This is a genomic window from Bacillus cereus group sp. MYBK15-3 (assembly GCF_051916765.1).
GTDB lineage: Bacteria > Bacillota > Bacilli > Bacillales > Bacillaceae_G > Bacillus_A > Bacillus_A cereus.
The window spans coordinates 316,379-333,999 of sequence record NZ_JBQAHG010000004.1; the positions used below are offsets into that span (position 1 = coordinate 316,379).

Here is a 17,621-nt window from a genome sequence, read left to right on the forward strand (position 1 = left end):
GATTTCATACACAATTCATATTTTAAAACGCTTTCACTGTTTTTAATAAGATAAACAAAAAAACGTAGCCAAAAAGCTACGTTTTTCTGTCATCGTTTCGGTGTATTTTTATGATTCTTCAAAAACGGAAGCGGGAATTGCTTACGGAAATGCTCTTTAATCATATACTCTACACCGTTTTCGCTATTTGAACGTGTAATCCAATCTGCTGCTTGCTTTAATTCTACAGGCGAGTTCCCCATTGCTACCCCAAGTCCCACGTTTTCAATAATCTCTAAATCTTCCATACTATCTCCAATCGCAACCATTTCATTTAGCGAAATATTTAAATGCTCTCCAAGCAATTGTAATCCACGTAACTTTGATACATTTTGCGGTAAAATTTCTATTCGTTTTGAATCACATTCAACATACTCTACATCTTGAAATGCTTTTCTTAATGTGTTCAGTCCTCTTTCTTTTTCACCTTTACTTTGGAAAAGAACATCAATTTTTGGCGCTGCTACCGGATGGTCACGAAGCGCGTCACCTAACGAATCTACAAATTGAACTGGATAAAATAACGGATCTGCGCTTGATAATACAGTGCGCGCAATTAAGTTTGGTGTATTTCTCTCACGATTTCCTATTGAAAACCGTTCATGAGAAATACGTACGTTACAATCAAAGTGCTCTAACACTTGCACAATGTTAAAAGTCTTCTCTTCAGATAATCTTCTTTGAACGTACGGCTTATCTAACGTTGCTGAAACGAAAGCACCACCATGTGTCACTAATATAGAATCTAATTTTAACGCCTTTGCTACTTTATGAGCGGATTGAAAATTACGACTCGTAAATAACGTAACGTATACATCTTTTCTTTTCACAAATTCAATTGTTTCTCTTAATCCTTTTGCAATTTTTCCATTGTTGTATAGTAGTGTCCCATCTATATTAAGAGCTAGTAAGCGATAAATCATGTCGCACTCCCCCTCTTCGCTGTTGTACTCTATCCATAATTTATGAAATAAACCCGATAAATAGAACGAGTTAGAATTACTACTGAAAATTTGGTTTACTATATACATATACACTTAGTAAAGGAGATAGTACAATGCAGGCACCTCCTTCCTTTTATGAAGGCGATACGTTAGAAGTCGCAAAAAAATTACTCGGGCAAAAACTTGTTCATATTGTAGACGGAATAAAGCGAAGCGGAATCATTGTAGAAGTAGAAGCATATAAAGGCCCAGATGATAAGGCCGCACATAGTTACGGAGGCAGACGGACAGATCGCACAGAAGTTATGTTTGGTGCACCAGGGCATGCTTACGTATATTTAATTTACGGTATGTATCATTGCTTTAACGTTATTACAGCGCCAGTGGGCACCCCGCAAGGTGTTCTCATTCGAGCTCTTGAGCCGGTAGATGGAATAGAAGAAATAAAACTAGCGCGCTACAATAAGACAGAAATTACAAAAGCGCAGTACAAAAATTTAACGAACGGTCCTGGCAAACTATGCCGTGCACTTGGCATCACTTTAAAAGAACGCGGTGTATCGTTACAAAGTGATACGTTACATATTGAATTAGTTCCAAAAGAAGAACACATATCATCACAATATAAAATAACAGCAGGACCTCGTATTAATATCGACTATGCAGAAGAAGCTGTACATTATCCGTGGCGTTTTTATTATGAGGGGCATCCGTTTGTTTCAAAGAAATAAACGATATCGACTTACCGACAAATAAAAGAAGACTGTTCCAAAATGGAACAGTCTTCTCCTTTTACTCCGCACCTTCCGCAGTTGCAATATTATCCTCTAAATTTTCTCTTGATAATTCAGCCGCCATAAAATCTGCTGTTTCTGGAAGTGCTAAATGCATATGAGCTTTTTGACAAATTTGGATCGTGCAGTTTTCTACAACATAGTCGAAAACATGTCCGCCTCCGCTTCTTTCATCATCAATGTAATGTAAGTGAAATCCAGCTACCCCAATACCTTGTGCGTAATCTGGTGTCCAAAATCCAGCAAGCGTACCTTCTGTATTTTCAAACGAAAAGATTGGTTGCGATTTCGTCACTTCAACGAGTGGTGTATACGGTTTTTCTTGTCTTGGAACAGTTCTCGTTCTTACTTCACGGAACGTACCGTCCATTCGAATAGCGTAAAATAAGTTTTTACTTGGCATTAATTCATGTAATAACGCTTCAACTTCTTCACGATTCATCGGACGCTCTACCGTATAACTCATTTCTTTTTCAAAAAACGTTACAGTCGCAAACGGTGTTGTTTCTTCTGGCTCTACTTTTTCTGCTGAACCGTCTGAACGTAAATGATAAAATTCGTTATCAAATGCAATCATTTCACCGTCTAATTGATCAAATGTGCCGATGCCGAAATCACCATGTTTTTTCAAATCTTCAAAGCTAATTACACCATCATATATACCATCTAATAGCGCAAGCATTGTAGATGTTTGATATACTTCATTACTCGTTTTCGTTTTTTTTGCATCAATATCAATTAATTGCGCAACAGTCATCTCAAATCTGCCTCCATTAGTTTAATTGGTTTGGTAATAATTTTTCGCTTAATTTAATGTTGTCACGATAGTCAATTGGAATATCAATAATGACAGGGCCGTCTGCTGCTAATGCTTCTTTTAATACCCCTTCTAATTCATCAGGCGTGTTAACACGAAGACCTAACGCTCCGAAGCTTTCCGCATATTTCACAAGATCAACATCGCCAAACTCTGTAGCTGATGTTCTGCCGTATTTCATCATTTGTTGGAATGCAACCATATCATATGTGCCGTCTCTCCAAACAAGATGGACGATTGGAGAATTTAAACGTACTGCCGTTTCTAACTCCATCGCTGAGAATAAGAAACCACCGTCACCTGATACGGAAACTACTTTTTTACCTGGTTCTACTAAAGTCGCTGCGATTGCCCAAGGAAGTGCAACACCTAACGTTTGCATACCGTTACTAAATAATAATCTACGTGGTTCATAAGAACGGAAACATCTCGCCATCCAAATAGAATGGGAACCGATGTCACATGTAACGGTTGTATCGTCACTAATTAAAGAACGAAGTGTACGAATCACTTGAAGTGGATGCGTAACACCTTCTGAAGGACGATTTGGAACTTCTGCTTGTTCTGATAATTTTGCGCGTAATCGTTCTAATACCGCTTCTGATTTCGTACTTAATACAAGTTTCGGTAATTTCTCCGCGATGCTATTTACCGTTAAGGCAATATCACCAATTAATTCACGCTCTGGTTGGTAATCATGGTCGATATCTGCTTGATGGTCGTCAAGATGAATAATCGTTCTGTCGCCAAGTTTATTCCAGAACTTTGGATCATACTCGATTGGATCATAACCGATAGAAATAACAAGGTCTGCTTCTTCTAGTAAAATATCACCTGGTTGGTTACGGAATAATCCAACGCGGCCGAAGAAATGATCTTCTAACTCACGTGAAATCGCACCAGCTGCTTGATATGTTTCAACGACAGGAAGTTCTGTATCCGCAATTAATTTACGAACAGCTTTCGTCACTTCATTTGTGCTCGCTCTCATACCGAGTAAAATAACTGGTAATTTCGCTGATTTTATTTTTTCTACTACATATGTAATATCATTTGTGGGAGCGATTCCAAGCTGTGGCTTAGAAAGCGCACCGATAGACTCTACAGTTGTTTCCGCAGTCATAACGTCTTGCGGAAGACTTACTAAAGTAGCTCCCGGATTTGTGGAAGTCGCACTTCGAAATGCATTACTAAGTGCTTCTGGCACATTATCAGGATGCTCTACTTCTACGCTATATTTTGTGATTGGTTCGAATAGTGCAGCATTATCCATAGATTGATGCGTACGTTTTAATCGATCCGTACGCGGTACTGCACCAGCTAAAGCAACAACGGGATCACTCTCCGCATTCGCAGTAACAAGACCTGTCGCTAAATTTGATGTCCCTGGTCCTGAAGTTACAAGACATACGCCCGGTTTCCCTGTTAATCTACCAATAGCAGCTGCCATAAATGCTGCATTTTGTTCATGACGACAAACGATTAACTCTGGTCCTCTTTCTTGCAATACATCAAATACAGAGTCAATCTTTGCTCCTGGAATACCGAAAACATGTGTAACACCTTGTTTAATTAAACAATCAACAACAAGATCTGCTCCTTTTGTTTTTGTCTTCACGTCGTTTACTTTTACACCTGTACTCAAACTAATCATTCCTTTGTTTCATAATTTGTGTAATAAAGATTTTTAATTTCACCTAGTTAATTAATGTGGTGAAGTATCATTTATCATTATATTACAAATGCATTATTTTTCCAACAATATGAATTCGATATTATTTTGACAAGATTTAAAGAATGCGCTTACAACCTTTTGTTTATCTTAAAATAACATTTTTATATCTCTTCTAAAAATGTACAAAAATACTTCCACCTATTCACATTATTAACAAATTTATAGTACATTGCAAAGAATAATAGCAAGTGATATATTTGTAAATAATGGAATAACCATTATTTGGAATGTCATTTACGATTAGTATATCGCCTTTCAAAAAGTAAATATAGATTGTGTGTGCTGTTTAGAAAAAAGATAGGATTTTCAGCCATAATTCACCATTTTATAAAGGAAAGTGATTGTTATGAACAAAAGTGAATTTTTAGAGCAACTTAGTTCTTCCCTACGGAATATGCCTAATTTAGAAAAGGAGGATATTATCTCGGAGTACGAAACTCATTTTATTAGTGGTAAACAAGATGGAATATCTGAAGAGGAAATTTCTAAAAAACTAGGAAACCCTAAAACTATCGCTAAAGAACTTAACGTTTCATATGCAATAAGCAACGCTGACAATAGGCGCAGCCTAAAAAACATTATGACAGCACTGTTTTCTGTTATGAGCTTAAGTCTTTTAAACTTTATATTTATCATTATCGCCTTTTTCGTATTACTCTTTCTATTACCGCTTCTTCTAACACTTATAATTGCTACACCGTTATTAATTATTTCACCTATATTATTAATAGGGTTAGGATTCTTTAAAGGGTTTCATCAAATCAGTTATTCCGATGTTTACAATGTATTCATAGCCTTTTGCATCGGCTTACTAATATCCGTCATATGTTATCAAATGATAAAACATCTATACGTAGCTTTAGTTAGGTATTTGAAATGGAATGTAGCTATTTTGCAACGACACTAATGCAAAAGGAGATTAAGATGAAAAATTATATTTTATACCCATTCATGTTACTTACAATGTTATTTCTATCAGCTTGTTCAAACAGTGTACAGCCTAAGGAAAAAAATGATGTACAATCTATCAAAGATGTTGCTATTAAAGTTCCAGAAAATATATTTAGTTCCTCAAAGAAAAATGAAACTATTAGTGAAGACGAAATGAAACAAAATATAAAAAATTATATAGATTATAGTTGGGAGTTAGCTGAAAATATAATTCCTCTCGCTTCAACAAATTCTGATAAGAATTTCACTGAATCTGACCGAGAAAAATTACAAAAACTAATAGAGTTAGCGAAGCAAAATGATGCAAACTTCCATAATTTTATTAGTAACAATACAATCCCTGATGATTACAAAAAGCCTTCAAAAGAAATATATGAATTTATTTCATCGTCTACAGCACTTTCAGTAGAACTAGATCAAGAGTTAGACAAACTCGCCCAAGATGGTAACTTATTCAAGGCGAATTTTTCTTTTACGAAACGCCTTGAGAAAATAAATGGGAGGAAACAAAAAGAGATTGAAAAGTTTTTGAACGAAAAAAATATTAAAATTTCAATTAACAGCAATAAAAAAAATTAACCGATGTGTTACATATCCCTTTCAAAATAATCAATAAGAAATGGCTATTTTGAAAGAGAGTTTTTGTGATATAACTATTAAATTCCCTAAACAAAAAAGACACTCCTAAACTAGGAGCGTCTTCCACTATTACGCTTGTTGTTGCGCGCTATATAATTCTTCAAGTGGCTTCATGATAATTTTGTTAACGTCACCGATTACAACGTTTAGGCGTTGCTCAGTTTCCATTAATTTTGTAATTTTAGCATCTTGTTGAATGCGAGCTACAACTTCTTGTGCTTGTTGGTTGTCTTCTTCAGTGATTTCTTGGCCTTGCATCATTTTTTGTTGTAGGCTAAGTTGCATTGTACGGAACTCATCGAATAAGTTCTTTGAAGCTGTGTCAGCTTGAACTGCTGCGTAGCTCTCTTTTAAAGTTTTGAAGTCATCGTTTTCAGCGATTGCTTTTTGTAATTCATATGCAACATCATGAATGTTCTTTGTCATTTTATTTTTCCTCCTTTAGAAGGCTAGCGCTTTTCATACGCACTGCCTTTTCAGTGCATTTACATACGCACCTCTTCTTACCATATCAAACTATGCAAGAGATGTGAAGAAATTTCACTTTTATTTCTATGTACTCACCTTATTATCTAAGAAACAATAGTAACAATCCTTGTACGAGCCCGATCATTCCGCCTAATAACGCTCCTAAATACGTAATCATTTTTAATTCGTTTTTCGTAATAGACAGAACTAAGTCTTCTAATCTTTCTGTTGAGAATGTAGACACTTCTTGCTGGACAATTTCCGCAAGGTGTAGATTGTTTAGTATACTCTCTACGTTTTCTGTTCCCCACTTTAAGCCTTTCGTTACTGCACTTGGAACCACTTTTTCAATAATTGTTTCTCGAACTGGTTCACATACTTGCTGAACCGATTGATTTAAAAACTTACTCACTGTTTCCTCTACTTTAACTGCTGACAGCACGGAGCTTACAATCATTTCTTTCTCTACAAATGCTTCTAATTCTTTTACATCTCTTCCTTTTAACTTTTCCCACTCTTTTTGCAGTACGTCAGTTAAAAGCTGCTTTGTAGCATCTTGCCCTAAAAACTTAATAACTTCTGGCTGCACACGATCCACTAGACTCACATTTCCTAAAAACATCCCAACTAAGTTAAGTAGCGTTCCACGAGAAGCAAAGAAATCATCAATCATTTTTGAAAGACGCGCTTTCCCTTCTTCACTTTCAAAAAAGCTAATTCCTCGCTCTAAAATAAACGCCGAGGCATTCGGAATCGCATTCTCTATCTTTTCATGTACAGAATGAGGTAAAGCCTGTTCCCATGTATATGTATAATACTCTGCTAAAAATGCATGAATTTTTTCTGTAATCACATGTTCGATTTTTCGAGTTGCTTCTTCTTCTACATGTGCTACATTCCATTTTTCTAACATATATCGCAGTGATTGTTCATTCGTAATTACTTTATCCACTTCCACTTGCGCCCAGTGAATTAAACCTTTTTGAAACTCTTCATTTGTTAGCTTTTTTCCGATTCCTTCTGGTGTTAACAAATGTTCTACAACCATTTTTCCTAATTGAACAGCAAGTTCATCACGCCGCTTCGGAATTAACCCTGGTGTAAATGGAACTTGAAACTTTCCGATATAAATAGGACGATGAGGACGAAATAACATTTTTATCGCTAAATGATTCGTATATCCTCCAATAATTGCTCCGAGTCCTGTCGTCGTTAACATATTTAACCATATATTCATTACAATCAACCTTTCACTTCTCCAAAACTATAGCATATCATCATACGGACAAAAGTATAATGGTATAAAAACGTATTTGCAATATATAGCTTCGCCTATTATGCAAATAGTAGTAAAGGAGTGATTTCGTTGGTTCTCGGCCTTTTAACTTCTAAACTTCATTATGAGCAAACGTATTACACCGAAATCGCTAAACGCGCTCGGCTTTATCATAATGTCGTTGCCCAGTTTACGCCATTTTGTATTGATCCTAAAACAGACCTTGTTTCTGGTCTTATTTACGATACAGATACAGGAAAATGGAAAAAGCAAACATTCCCTATTCCTTCTTATATATATGATCGTTATTCTTTTCAAGAGGAAACAGACTTTGAAAAAGTAAAATCAATTATTCACTCTTTGCACAATCGTCCTTCCACTACCTTTTTAAATAACACACTTATTAATTCAAGTGAACTACATGATTTATTTCTCACTAATAAAAAACTGTCTCCTTATATACCAAAATTTGAAATTGCGACGATACAAAACATTTTCAAACTGTTGTTAAAAACTAAAGATATTATTATACGCCCCACTAATATACATTCTAAAGATAACTTATATCGAGTCGCTTACAAAAATAAAACGTTTCAGATCGATACGGTAAATGAAAAATACCATACTTCTATTCCAATCAAACGCACAGACGAATTTATATCTTGGTGTAAATCTAACATACGTTCATCACGTTACATAGCGCACACTATGCTACAACCACCAAATCAATTAACATATCCACTGCACATTCGAACCATTTTGCAAAAAAACAAAGAACAAACTTGGAATGTTATCGGTCAATTTATACAAAAAAGCTCATTTCCTAATCAGCTTTTACCCTCAACAACGGACGATGATTCATTACATTCATTTTCAAAAATTAAATACGTACTATCTAGTACAGGTGTGCAACTATTACACGACGCTTTACACGACATTATAAATGAAGTATTCCAAACACTAGATCAGTCTTATTCTTCGTTATTTGAACTAGAACTTTCCACAATTATGGATCAAAAAGGTGCAATCTGGCTTATGTATGTCAACACGATCCCTCCTTACGAACAATACATTCGTCATAGTGATTCATTAGCTGAAAAGATATTTCACGGACCACTTAAATTCAGTCGCTTTACACCATAATGAAAGGAGGTAAACCTATTTTGAAAGAACATATATATACATTAAACATTTCAGATGAACATCCAAATAGTATTACTTTACCTTACGTTTTTTCTATTACGCCACCTATTACATCCCTCTCCTTCGGCATACGTCATATAGCAAGTGAAGAAGTAAAAATTCATTATTCCTTTACTCGCGAAATTATTATTGGAAAACATATTGCCGATAAACTTTTACTACCTCAATCAACTACTATTCATGCATTCACACAAAACCAAACAATTATTTTCGGACCATTAATCGGCATTTTTACAACTGGCTTTAACGATGATTCTTCTAATCCTTTAGGAAATCGTTCAATTGCTCTCAGTGAGTTGTTAACACCACCATTCTCATTACGACCGTTCGTATTCGTCTTTGGCGTTCAACATATAAACTGGGAAGAAGAAACGATTGAAGGATATTTCTTTCAAGAGAAACAATGGATAAAGAAAAAGGTCCCTTTACCAAACGTCATTTACGATCGATTACCGAATCGACAAGCGGAAAATTATAAACCAATCGTCAGAGCAAAAAGAAAGTTAGAACAAGACTACTCCATTCCATGGTTTAACCCAGGTTTTTTCAACAAATGGGAAGTTCATCAACTTCTTATGAAAGACGAATCAATTAGACCCTTATTACCAAACACAGAAGCATTTCAGCATTTTGAACAAGTAGAACGGTTTCTTGGCACGTATAAATCTGTGTACATGAAACCAATACACGGGAGCTTCGGTAGAAATATTCATCAAATATTTTATTCTCAAACAGAGAATTGCTACTACTGTCGTTATCGCGAAAATGAAGAAAATAAACTAAGAAAGTATCAATCATTAGAAACTCTTCTAAACCACGTATTAAAAGGGCATGATTTAAAAAAGTTTATCGTACAGCAAGGTATTTCGTTACTTCGCTTTGATGGTCAACCTGTTGATTTCCGCATTCATACAAATAAAAATCATTTCGGTAATTGGATAGTTAGTGCAATCGTCGCCAAAATCGCCGGCAAAGGCAGTTTAACAACGCATGTAAATAGCGGCGGTAATACAAAATTGCTACAAGAGCTTTTTCCAGATTCAACGAAGCAAGTTCAAATTGAAAATAAATTAAAACAAACAGCTCTGCAAATAAGTTATGCACTCGACGAGCAAGTAACTGGAAACATCGGTGAGATTGGTTTCGATATCGGTTTAGACACAAAGGAAAATCCGTGGTTATTTGAAGCCAACTCTAAACCTGGGCGAACTGTATTCCAAGATGCCAAATTAAAAGAACAAAGTGAACTGACACGCCAATTATTTTACGAATATGCCGTCTACTTAACTGAACATTCTTTACGTGATACAAAGGAAAAAATGTCTCAAATAAAATCAGGGGCTTCATCAAACACCGAACATATCCCTTCTCCTATGATTCACTCACAAATACAAAAACAAAAACTTCCACCTAGATAATAAGGTGGAAGTTTTCTATTTACACAAGTTTTACTACAACCTCAGTTTCCACGCTACATACTCCGCAATAAAAAATATGATTGCAATATTCATTTGAATTATTATGCGTTAAACCATCTACTGCACTTAATAATTCTTGATCCATATAGGCACTATAATCGTCTATGTAATCTACAGACTTCCCATAATCTTGGAGTATACTTTGGCAATTTTGACAAGAATATGTTTGTGATTCTAATGCGTTGCAAAGCGGGCAAATCCCCATCATGATTCCTCCATACGTTATCGTTTAAAGCCTCTCTTTTTTAGAGTGAAGAGAGCAACCTATCCAGACATAGGAGTGCCCACTCCATCCCTACTTAAAAATAGAACTATAAAGTTGCTACCGATTTCATTTTTATTTCAATAAATCCTATATAAGAAGCTAATAATTAGCCTACAAGTAGCAGGCTACAATGAGAAAATTATATTTAATATCCTCCTTAGTTTGGCCTGTTTTCTTAAAAATACAACGATTACTCTTATTTCATAATTTACGAAATCAATAATTTTTTTTGACAAAATTTACAAATTATTATTTTGTATATCTTTCTAGGTAACATCCATACTATGAGTACAAACTTAATTACCGATGGATTAGCGCCAACCGGGGCGATAATCTGGTTCAACTCCAGCTAGTCCAACCAAAAAAACTTTTATAACTCTAAGGAGGATATATTCCTATGGCAAACCAAAATTCTTCAAATCAATTAGTAGTACCAGGTGCAACAGCTGCAATCGATCAAATGAAGTACGAAATCGCTCAAGAATTTGGTGTACAATTAGGAGCAGATTCTACGGCTCGCGCTAACGGTTCAGTTGGTGGAGAAATCACAAAACGTCTAGTTGCAATGGCTGAGCAAAGCCTTGGCGGATTCCACAAATAAATATATATGGCAAAAAGGTCTCAAGGCATATGCCTTGAGACCTTCCTTAATTTATTGCAACATTTGTAAAAACTTCTTCGTACGTTCTTCTTTTGGATTTGTAAATACTTCTTCTGGTGTACCTTGTTCGACAACGACACCACCATCCATGAAAATAACACGGTTCGCAATTTGATGTGCAAAACGCATTTCGTGCGTTACAATAACCATCGTCATGCCTTCTTTAGCAAGTTCTTTCATTACTTTCAGAACTTCTTGAACGAGTTCAGGATCAAGCGCTGACGTCGGCTCATCAAATAGTAACACTTCCGGCTCCATCGCAAGCGCGCGCGCAATTCCAACGCGCTGTTGTTGTCCGCCTGATAATTGGAACGGATATAAATCCACTTTATCTGCTAAACCAACTTTTTCAAGGAAATAGTTTGCTTTTTTCTTCGCTTCTTCTTTCCCCATCTTTTTCACTGTAACGAGCCCTTCCATTACATTTTGAAGTGCTGTTAAATGCGGGAATAAATTATGGTGCTGGAATACCATACCTGTTTGCGTACGAAGATTAACAATATCTTTCTTCGTTACTTTTTGAGAGAAGTTAAGCTCTTTATTACCGATACGAATATTACCAGCGTTTGGTGTTTCTAATACATTGAGACAACGTAAGAATGTCGTTTTACCAGATCCAGACGGCCCAATAATAACAACAACCTCGCCCTTCTCAACTGTTAAATCTATATGCTTTAGTACGGTATTATCTCCGAAACTTTTTTGTAAGTGCTGAATTGAAATCATAAAAACAAAAACTCCTTTTGTAAAAGGATTATTTTAATGTGTAGCGTTCTGAACGCTTTTCTAACATCTGTTGTACGATTGATAATAAGAAACAAATAACCCAATAAATAAGACCTGCTTCAAAATAAACAATTAAAAACTCGTAGTTCATCGCCGCAATTTCCTGCGCTTTTCGGAACATTTCTGTTACTAAAATTAACGATGCTAACGAAGTATCTTTCACTAAGCTAATAAATGTATTCGAAAGCGGCGGGATTGATACGCGCGTTGCTTGTGGTAAAATAACACGTTTTAATGCTTGTGGATATGTCATCCCAATTGTATAAGCTGCTTCCCACTGCCCTTTCGGAATGGAAAGGATAGAAGCACGAATAATTTCAGATGCATATGCACCGACATTTAATGAAAATCCAACAACTGCTGCTGTATATGGCTCAACTTCAATATTAAGAGTTGGAAGTCCATAGAAAATAATAAATAATTGTACAAGAAGTGGCGTTCCGCGAATGATAGATACATAGATACGAGCAATCCATTGTAAAATACGACTACCAGAAATACGTGCGAGCGCTGTTAACGTTGCCAGTATAATCCCGATAATAAATGTAATAAGCGTTAATGGAATTGTTGTAAAAACAGCTTCCTTCAGCATAGGCATGAAGGAAGTCTGCATAATATCTATCCAAGTAGACAATCGATCTGAAACCAATGCACTACTTAGATACATTTTCACCGAACCATTTTTTCGTTATTTTGTCATACGTACCGTCTTTTTTCATATCTTCTAACGCTTTATCTACTTCTTGTACAAGCTTAGTGCTACCTTTACGGAATAAGAATCCACTTTCTGAAGCTTCTTTTTCAGTATCTACAATTTTAATTTTTGCATCTTTTTTCGTTTCTAAATAATTTAATACTGATAACTTATCATTAATTGTAAAATCAACGCGTCCTGAAGCTAATAATTCTGCCGCTTGGCTAAATCCTTCTACACCAATAATTTCCGCACCGTTTTTCTTAGCAATATCTGCATAGTTACTCGTTAAAGATTGTGCTCCTTTTAAACCTTTTACATCAGCAAATGTAGCAGGCTTATCTTTATCTTTTGCAATAACTAATGCCGCTGAAGATGAAACGTACGGTTTAGAGAAATCATATTTCTTTTGACGGTCTTCACGAATACCAACTTCGTTTGCAACCATATCGAAACGTTTTGCATCTAAACCAGCAAGTAAGCTATCCCATTGTGTTTCTTTAAATACAGGTTTTACACCTAAACGTTTTGCAACTTCTTCTGATAGTTCAACGTCAAATCCAGTTAATTTATTGCTTGAATCATGGAATGTGAACGGTGCGTATGTACCTTCTGTTCCAATTACAAGTTCACCGCTTTGTTTTATCTTTTGTAACGCGTCTTGACTAGCTGTATCTTTTTTCTCTTCTTTACCGCAGCCGGCTACAATCCCGATCGCTAATGTAGTTACTGCAAGCACTGAAAATAATTTCTTCATGATAGTAATCCTCCAAGTATTCTGATAGGAATTTAAAAACTATATTGATTGTATGCAATCTTGAACAATTTTTCAATGAAAATGTTCTTATTTAGTTTATCCTTTTTCTTCATAATCAAACAAAAGGGAAAAATAATGCTACATACAAAAAATAAGTAACATTTTTTAATATAGCATTTATTGTACGAAAGGTAAAATAATACTTCTTATTTAACTGCCCTGATTCACTAAAAAAAGAACTTGTGAAAATCACAAGTTCTCTCCCATACCTATTAAGCGCTCTGGTTCCCTTCCATTTGCGTTTTGTACATATCATAATAACGCCCGCGCTTTTTCATTAGCTCATCATGAGACCCTTTTTCTAAAATGGTTCCTCTATCAAGCACAATAATTTGATCTGCGCTTTTAATTGTTGAAAGTCGGTGAGCGATAATAAATGTCGTTCTTCCTTTTTTCACAACTTCTAGCGCTTGTTGAATCATCGCCTCTGTTTCTGTATCGATACTAGATGTCGCTTCATCTAAAATTAAAATGGCTGGGTCAAAAGCGAGCGCCCTAGCAAACGATATAAGCTGACGTTCTCCGGTTGAAAGAGTACTTCCTTTCTCCGTAATTTCTTCATTTATATTGTTCGCAAATCTTTCAGCACCAACATCACGCAATGCTTTTACGATGCGCTCTTTTGAAATTTTTTCATTTTCTAAACTTACATTAGATGCTACTGTTCCGCTAAATAAAAACGGATCTTGCAGTACAATTCCCATATGTTCACGAGTTGCTTGTTTCGGCATCTCTTTTACATCATGACCATCAATCGTAAGCTTTCCTTTTTCAAACTCGTAAAACTGAAAGAGTACGTTCATAATAGAACTTTTTCCTGATCCAGTATGACCGACAAGTGCCACGGTCTCCCCTTGTTTCGCTTCAAAAGAAATATTTTTTAACACTTCATCTTTCCCATTATAAGAAAACGATACATTATCAAACTTCACATTTCCTTGTAAGCGAGGCATACGCTCTTCTTCTACTGCTTCTCCTTTTTCCTCTAACAATTCAAAAACACGCTCTGATGCAACACGCGATTGTTCTAAGTTAGCAAGCTGATTCACCATATTTGTAATCGGTGAGAACAATCGTGTTAAATAATCAACGAACGCATACAGTATCCCTAGAGAAATGACGCCTGTAGCACTTAATGAAGCTCCACCGAAATACCAAATCACACCTGTGAAAGCGATATTTCTTAATACGGATACTAAATTATGAGAAGTTGCTGCATTTAAATTCAAAATTTTATTTTGATACTTAAAATAATCGCCATTTAATTCTTCAAACTCTTTTTTCGTTTCACGCTCTTGACGGAACGCTTGAATAATTGGCATCCCTTGAATGGATTCATTTACTGTTCCATTAATATCAGATAAACGAGAGCGCATTTTATGATTGTATACAGACGCGTATTTTCTATAAAGAATTGCCCAAACGATTAAAATCGGGATAATCAGTAAACATAACGTCGCCAATTTTACATCAAGTAAAAATAGCGCAGCGAATATCCCAATAATATAGATGATACTTGAAACGAATGTCGCAAGTACCGTTACGTATAGATCACGAATGGCTTCCGTATCATTCGTTACACGCGACACAATTTTCCCTGCTGGTAAATGATCGAAATAACGAATTGGCAACGTTTGAATATGAGAAAAAACATCTTCCCTCATAATTTGAATAATTTTGTTCGCTGCCTTTTGCAAGAAGAACTGCTTTCCGTATGCAAATAATGATACGACTACTAATAAAGCAAAATAGCCACCACCAAGTAATAATAGACGGTTTATTTCTGGCTTATAAAATGCAAATACTTCTTCCTTTGTTAATGCTTTCGCTTTATAAACTTGCACCGCCTTACCATTTTGAACGGTAATCATATCCCCTTTTACAGTACGTGATCCTTCTACATTTACTTTATTCGGTACAAAATAATATTGAAAACCGACTTGCATCACGCGTACTTCTTTTCCTTTTTTCTCGCCTTGTTCAAAGCGATCACTTCGCTTATAAAAAGCCCCATTATACGAAACAGCATCTTCACTCTGTTCTGTTTCATACCAAGGTTTCTCTATCCCGACGATATGATCGTCAATCATCGTTTTAGCGACGAAAGGACCAGCAAGCTCTGCGATGACGAAAATAAATAACATTAACATCGCAGCAAAAATCGTCCCTTTCACTTTCATCGCGTATTGAAACAATCGTTTTGAAACGCTCATATTTTCACCCCACTATCCGCACTTTCACTTTCACCTTGTTGTCTTTCAAACTGTTCGGCATACCAGCCTCCCTTTTGGATAAGCTGAGCATGCGTACCTTCTTCTATAACTGCGCCTTCATCCATAACGAGAATCCAATCCGCATGTTGCACTGCTGATAAACGATGCGTCGTAATAATCGTCGTCTTTCCGCTTCTTTCCGTTCTTATATTTTCAATGATCGCTGCTTCCGTACGAGCATCTACAGCTGATAAAGAATCGTCCAAAATTAAAATTTCTGGATTTTGAATAACAGCTCTTGCAATCGAGATCCTTTGTTTTTGCCCTCCTGATAAAGAAACACCTTTCTCTCCAACGAGCGTTTCTAACCCTTCTGGTAAAAACTCTAAATCCTTTTTAAACGCAGCAATTTCAATTGCTTTCTCTAGTTCTTCTTCAGTCGCTTCCCTATTTCCGAATAAAATATTTTCTCGCGCTGTTTTTGAGAACAAAATATGCTCCTGCGGTACATAACCAATCCAGCCGAGTACATTTTCATTCGTCATTTTATCTAATGTCACATCAGAAACTGCAATATCTCCATCTCCAAGTGGATATTGACGAAGAAGCTGACGTACAAGCGTCGTTTTCCCGCTTCCTGTTTTTCCGACAACCCCAAGCGTCTCCCCTTGTTTTAAGGTGAACGAAACCTTTTTTAAATTTGTTTCAGTTGATGAAGGATATGAAAAGGTAACGTCATCAAACTGAATATAATCCGGCTCTTGCACAAGCTTTGGATGTTTCGGATCCTTTACATCTGGTTCATACGCTAACGTTTCATTCACACGGTCAAGCGAAGCATTTCCTCTTTGCATAACATTAATTAATTCACCAATTGCAAACATCGGCCAAATCATCATCCCTAAATACACGTTAAATGAAACAAGTTCACCAAGTGTTACCTTTGATTGAAATACAAGATATGCCCCGTACACTAAACCGATTAAATAACTAAGGCCAACAAGCATTTTCACAGTTGGTTGGAATAATGCGTCAATTCTCGCTACTTTCATATTTTTTTCGTAGACGTCATCTCCTAAGTGATGAAATCTTTCCTCGTCTGCATTCTCTTGTACGTATGCACGAATAACACGCACACCAGCGATTGATTCAAGCACTTTATCGTTCATATCACCAAACGCATCTTGCGCAACGGTAAATCTTTCATGCAATTTCTTTCCATATATATTCATCGCATACGCCATAATTGGAAGCGGAATAAGCGCTGCAAATGTAAGCTCCCAACTAATTGTAAATCCCATCATAAAAACGATCGTAAGCATGTATAAACTAGAATCCACAAGCGTTAATATACCAAAACCAGCTGTCATAGCGATTGCTTTTAAATCATTCGTTGCCCTCGCCATTAAGTCGCCAGTACGATTTTTTTGATAAAAAGTCGGCGTCATCTTAAGTAAATGCCCCATAAATTTAGAGCGCATCGTTTTCTCAAGTACAAATGCACCTCCAAACAATTGATGTTGCCATACGAAAGTAAGACCATACCCAACGATTGTAACCCCTATTAAAATAAGAATAGATTGCATAATTGCTTCGTTCGATAACGTTCCTGTTTTTATATTATCTATCGTAACCCCTAACACTTTCGGGGGAATAACTTCAACTATATTCACAATTAAAAGAGCTCCAATGGCAATACTATATCTCTTCCAGTGCTCCCTAAAAAACCATTTTAACTTTAGTAATACTGATAACAATGTAACCTCTCCCTTCTCGTTCTCGTTTACCTCTCATTTCTTTATCCACTATCCAGACCCATCACATTTACATTTCGTAACCCA

17 protein-coding genes are annotated in these 17,621 nt (G+C 36.0%); 6 read left to right on the plus strand and 11 right to left on the minus strand.

Annotated elements, in window-relative coordinates:
* Positions 1–89: 89 nt before the first annotated feature.
* Complete coding sequence (locus ACTFR8_RS19095; protein WP_000640418.1) at positions 90–962, minus strand: Cof-type HAD-IIB family hydrolase; 873 nt, start codon at positions 960–962, stop codon at positions 90–92.
* Positions 963–1,096: 134 nt separating this feature from the next.
* Here ACTFR8_RS19095 and ACTFR8_RS19100 point away from each other — a divergent pair, with 134 nt between their 5' ends.
* Positions 1,097–1,714, plus strand: a complete 618-nt coding sequence (locus ACTFR8_RS19100; RefSeq protein ID WP_001148797.1) for a DNA-3-methyladenine glycosylase — start codon at positions 1,097–1,099, stop codon at positions 1,712–1,714.
* Between the two features lie 61 nt (positions 1,715–1,775).
* On the opposite strand, the gene alsD is transcribed toward ACTFR8_RS19100, so the two are convergent.
* Both alsD and alsS read right to left on the minus strand, forming a co-directional pair.
* On the minus strand, positions 1,776–2,534 hold the full coding sequence (gene alsD / locus ACTFR8_RS19105; RefSeq protein WP_000215020.1) for an alpha-acetolactate decarboxylase: 759 nt from the start codon (positions 2,532–2,534) through the stop codon (positions 1,776–1,778).
* Between the two features lie 16 nt (positions 2,535–2,550).
* Positions 2,551–4,239: an acetolactate synthase AlsS gene (gene alsS, locus ACTFR8_RS19110; RefSeq protein WP_097856508.1), complete on the minus strand. Its 1,689-nt coding sequence runs from the start codon at positions 4,237–4,239 to the stop codon at positions 2,551–2,553.
* A 436-nt stretch (positions 4,240–4,675) separates the two neighbouring features.
* On the opposite strand from alsS, the gene ACTFR8_RS19115 reads away from it, so the two are divergent.
* Together ACTFR8_RS19115 and ACTFR8_RS19120 are read left to right on the plus strand one after the other, a co-directional pair.
* Entirely contained in the window at positions 4,676–5,236 is a 561-nt protein-coding gene (locus tag ACTFR8_RS19115; RefSeq protein ID WP_252209825.1) for an HAAS signaling domain-containing protein, read from the plus strand.
* Positions 5,237–5,253: 17 nt separating this feature from the next.
* Positions 5,254–5,859: an NDxxF motif lipoprotein gene (locus ACTFR8_RS19120; protein WP_000800756.1), complete on the plus strand. Its 606-nt coding sequence runs from the start codon at positions 5,254–5,256 to the stop codon at positions 5,857–5,859.
* A gap of 129 nt (positions 5,860–5,988) precedes the next feature.
* On the opposite strand, the gene ACTFR8_RS19125 is transcribed toward ACTFR8_RS19120, so the two are convergent.
* Together ACTFR8_RS19125 and ACTFR8_RS19130 are read right to left on the minus strand one after the other, a co-directional pair.
* Positions 5,989–6,345, minus strand: coding sequence for a YlbF/YmcA family competence regulator (locus ACTFR8_RS19125; RefSeq protein ID WP_000164610.1), 357 nt, complete (start codon positions 6,343–6,345; stop codon positions 5,989–5,991).
* Positions 6,346–6,487: 142 nt separating this feature from the next.
* Positions 6,488–7,624 carry a DUF445 domain-containing protein gene (locus tag ACTFR8_RS19130; protein ID WP_130067753.1) on the minus strand — a complete coding sequence of 379 codons (1,137 nt, stop codon included), beginning with the start codon at positions 7,622–7,624 and terminating at the stop codon, positions 6,488–6,490.
* 129 nt (positions 7,625–7,753) lie between these two features.
* Between ACTFR8_RS19130 and ACTFR8_RS19135 the strand changes: the two genes are divergently transcribed.
* Complete coding sequence (locus tag ACTFR8_RS19135; protein WP_000242813.1) at positions 7,754–8,806, plus strand: YheC/YheD family endospore coat-associated protein; 1,053 nt, start codon at positions 7,754–7,756, stop codon at positions 8,804–8,806.
* A gap of 20 nt (positions 8,807–8,826) precedes the next feature.
* Entirely contained in the window at positions 8,827–10,284 is a 1,458-nt protein-coding gene (locus tag ACTFR8_RS19140) for a YheC/YheD family endospore coat-associated protein (protein ID WP_000658091.1), read from the plus strand.
* 19 nt (positions 10,285–10,303) lie between these two features.
* On the opposite strand, the gene ACTFR8_RS19145 is transcribed toward ACTFR8_RS19140, so the two are convergent.
* Positions 10,304–10,549, minus strand: a complete 246-nt coding sequence (locus ACTFR8_RS19145) for a hypothetical protein (RefSeq protein WP_000510475.1) — start codon at positions 10,547–10,549, stop codon at positions 10,304–10,306.
* A gap of 457 nt (positions 10,550–11,006) precedes the next feature.
* Between ACTFR8_RS19145 and sasP the strand changes: the two genes are divergently transcribed.
* Positions 11,007–11,210: a small acid-soluble spore protein, SasP family gene (sasP, locus tag ACTFR8_RS19150; RefSeq protein ID WP_000013338.1), complete on the plus strand. Its 204-nt coding sequence runs from the start codon at positions 11,007–11,009 to the stop codon at positions 11,208–11,210.
* Positions 11,211–11,261: 51 nt separating this feature from the next.
* On the opposite strand, the gene ACTFR8_RS19155 is transcribed toward sasP, so the two are convergent.
* From ACTFR8_RS19155 to ACTFR8_RS19175, 5 genes are all read right to left on the minus strand, one after another.
* Positions 11,262–11,996 (minus strand): amino acid ABC transporter ATP-binding protein, encoded by a 735-nt coding sequence (locus tag ACTFR8_RS19155; RefSeq protein WP_000623610.1) that lies wholly within the window; start codon positions 11,994–11,996, stop codon positions 11,262–11,264.
* Between the two features lie 28 nt (positions 11,997–12,024).
* The gene (locus ACTFR8_RS19160; protein ID WP_000281499.1) at positions 12,025–12,723 is read right to left on the minus strand and encodes an amino acid ABC transporter permease; all 699 of its coding nucleotides are present in this window, start codon (positions 12,721–12,723) and stop codon (positions 12,025–12,027) included.
* Positions 12,710–13,507 carry an amino acid ABC transporter substrate-binding protein gene (locus ACTFR8_RS19165; RefSeq protein ID WP_000732836.1) on the minus strand — a complete coding sequence of 266 codons (798 nt, stop codon included), beginning with the start codon at positions 13,505–13,507 and terminating at the stop codon, positions 12,710–12,712. The genes ACTFR8_RS19160 and ACTFR8_RS19165 overlap by 14 nt, the downstream gene beginning before the upstream one ends.
* Positions 13,508–13,779: 272 nt before the next feature.
* Positions 13,780–15,780: an ABC transporter ATP-binding protein gene (locus ACTFR8_RS19170; protein ID WP_000116650.1), complete on the minus strand. Its 2,001-nt coding sequence runs from the start codon at positions 15,778–15,780 to the stop codon at positions 13,780–13,782.
* Complete coding sequence (locus ACTFR8_RS19175; RefSeq protein ID WP_000953785.1) at positions 15,777–17,537, minus strand: ABC transporter ATP-binding protein; 1,761 nt, start codon at positions 17,535–17,537, stop codon at positions 15,777–15,779. Before ACTFR8_RS19175 ends, ACTFR8_RS19170 begins: the two co-directional genes overlap by 4 nt.
* Between the last annotated feature and the right edge of the window lie 84 nt (positions 17,538–17,621).

What these genes read in the sequence shown, in the direction of transcription:
- sasP (WP_000013338.1), top strand. Translation starts at nt 11,007, where the DNA reads ATGGCAAACCAAAATTCTTCAAATCAATTAGTAGTACCAGGTGCAACA.
- alsD (WP_000215020.1), bottom strand. Translation starts at nt 2,534, where the DNA reads ATGACTGTTGCGCAATTAATTGATATTGATGCAAAAAAAACGAAAACG.
- ACTFR8_RS19115 (WP_252209825.1), top strand. Translation starts at nt 4,676, where the DNA reads ATGAACAAAAGTGAATTTTTAGAGCAACTTAGTTCTTCCCTACGGAAT.
- ACTFR8_RS19160 (WP_000281499.1), bottom strand. Translation starts at nt 12,723, where the DNA reads ATGTATCTAAGTAGTGCATTGGTTTCAGATCGATTGTCTACTTGGATA.
- ACTFR8_RS19095 (WP_000640418.1), bottom strand. Translation starts at nt 962, where the DNA reads ATGATTTATCGCTTACTAGCTCTTAATATAGATGGGACACTACTATAC.
- ACTFR8_RS19125 (WP_000164610.1), bottom strand. Translation starts at nt 6,345, where the DNA reads ATGACAAAGAACATTCATGATGTTGCATATGAATTACAAAAAGCAATC.
- ACTFR8_RS19145 (WP_000510475.1), bottom strand. Translation starts at nt 10,549, where the DNA reads ATGGGGATTTGCCCGCTTTGCAACGCATTAGAATCACAAACATATTCT.
- ACTFR8_RS19120 (WP_000800756.1), top strand. Translation starts at nt 5,254, where the DNA reads ATGAAAAATTATATTTTATACCCATTCATGTTACTTACAATGTTATTT.
- ACTFR8_RS19170 (WP_000116650.1), bottom strand. Translation starts at nt 15,780, where the DNA reads ATGAGCGTTTCAAAACGATTGTTTCAATACGCGATGAAAGTGAAAGGG.
- ACTFR8_RS19130 (WP_130067753.1), bottom strand. Translation starts at nt 7,624, where the DNA reads ATGAATATATGGTTAAATATGTTAACGACGACAGGACTCGGAGCAATT.
- ACTFR8_RS19155 (WP_000623610.1), bottom strand. Translation starts at nt 11,996, where the DNA reads ATGATTTCAATTCAGCACTTACAAAAAAGTTTCGGAGATAATACCGTA.
- ACTFR8_RS19100 (WP_001148797.1), top strand. Translation starts at nt 1,097, where the DNA reads ATGCAGGCACCTCCTTCCTTTTATGAAGGCGATACGTTAGAAGTCGCA.
- ACTFR8_RS19165 (WP_000732836.1), bottom strand. Translation starts at nt 13,507, where the DNA reads ATGAAGAAATTATTTTCAGTGCTTGCAGTAACTACATTAGCGATCGGG.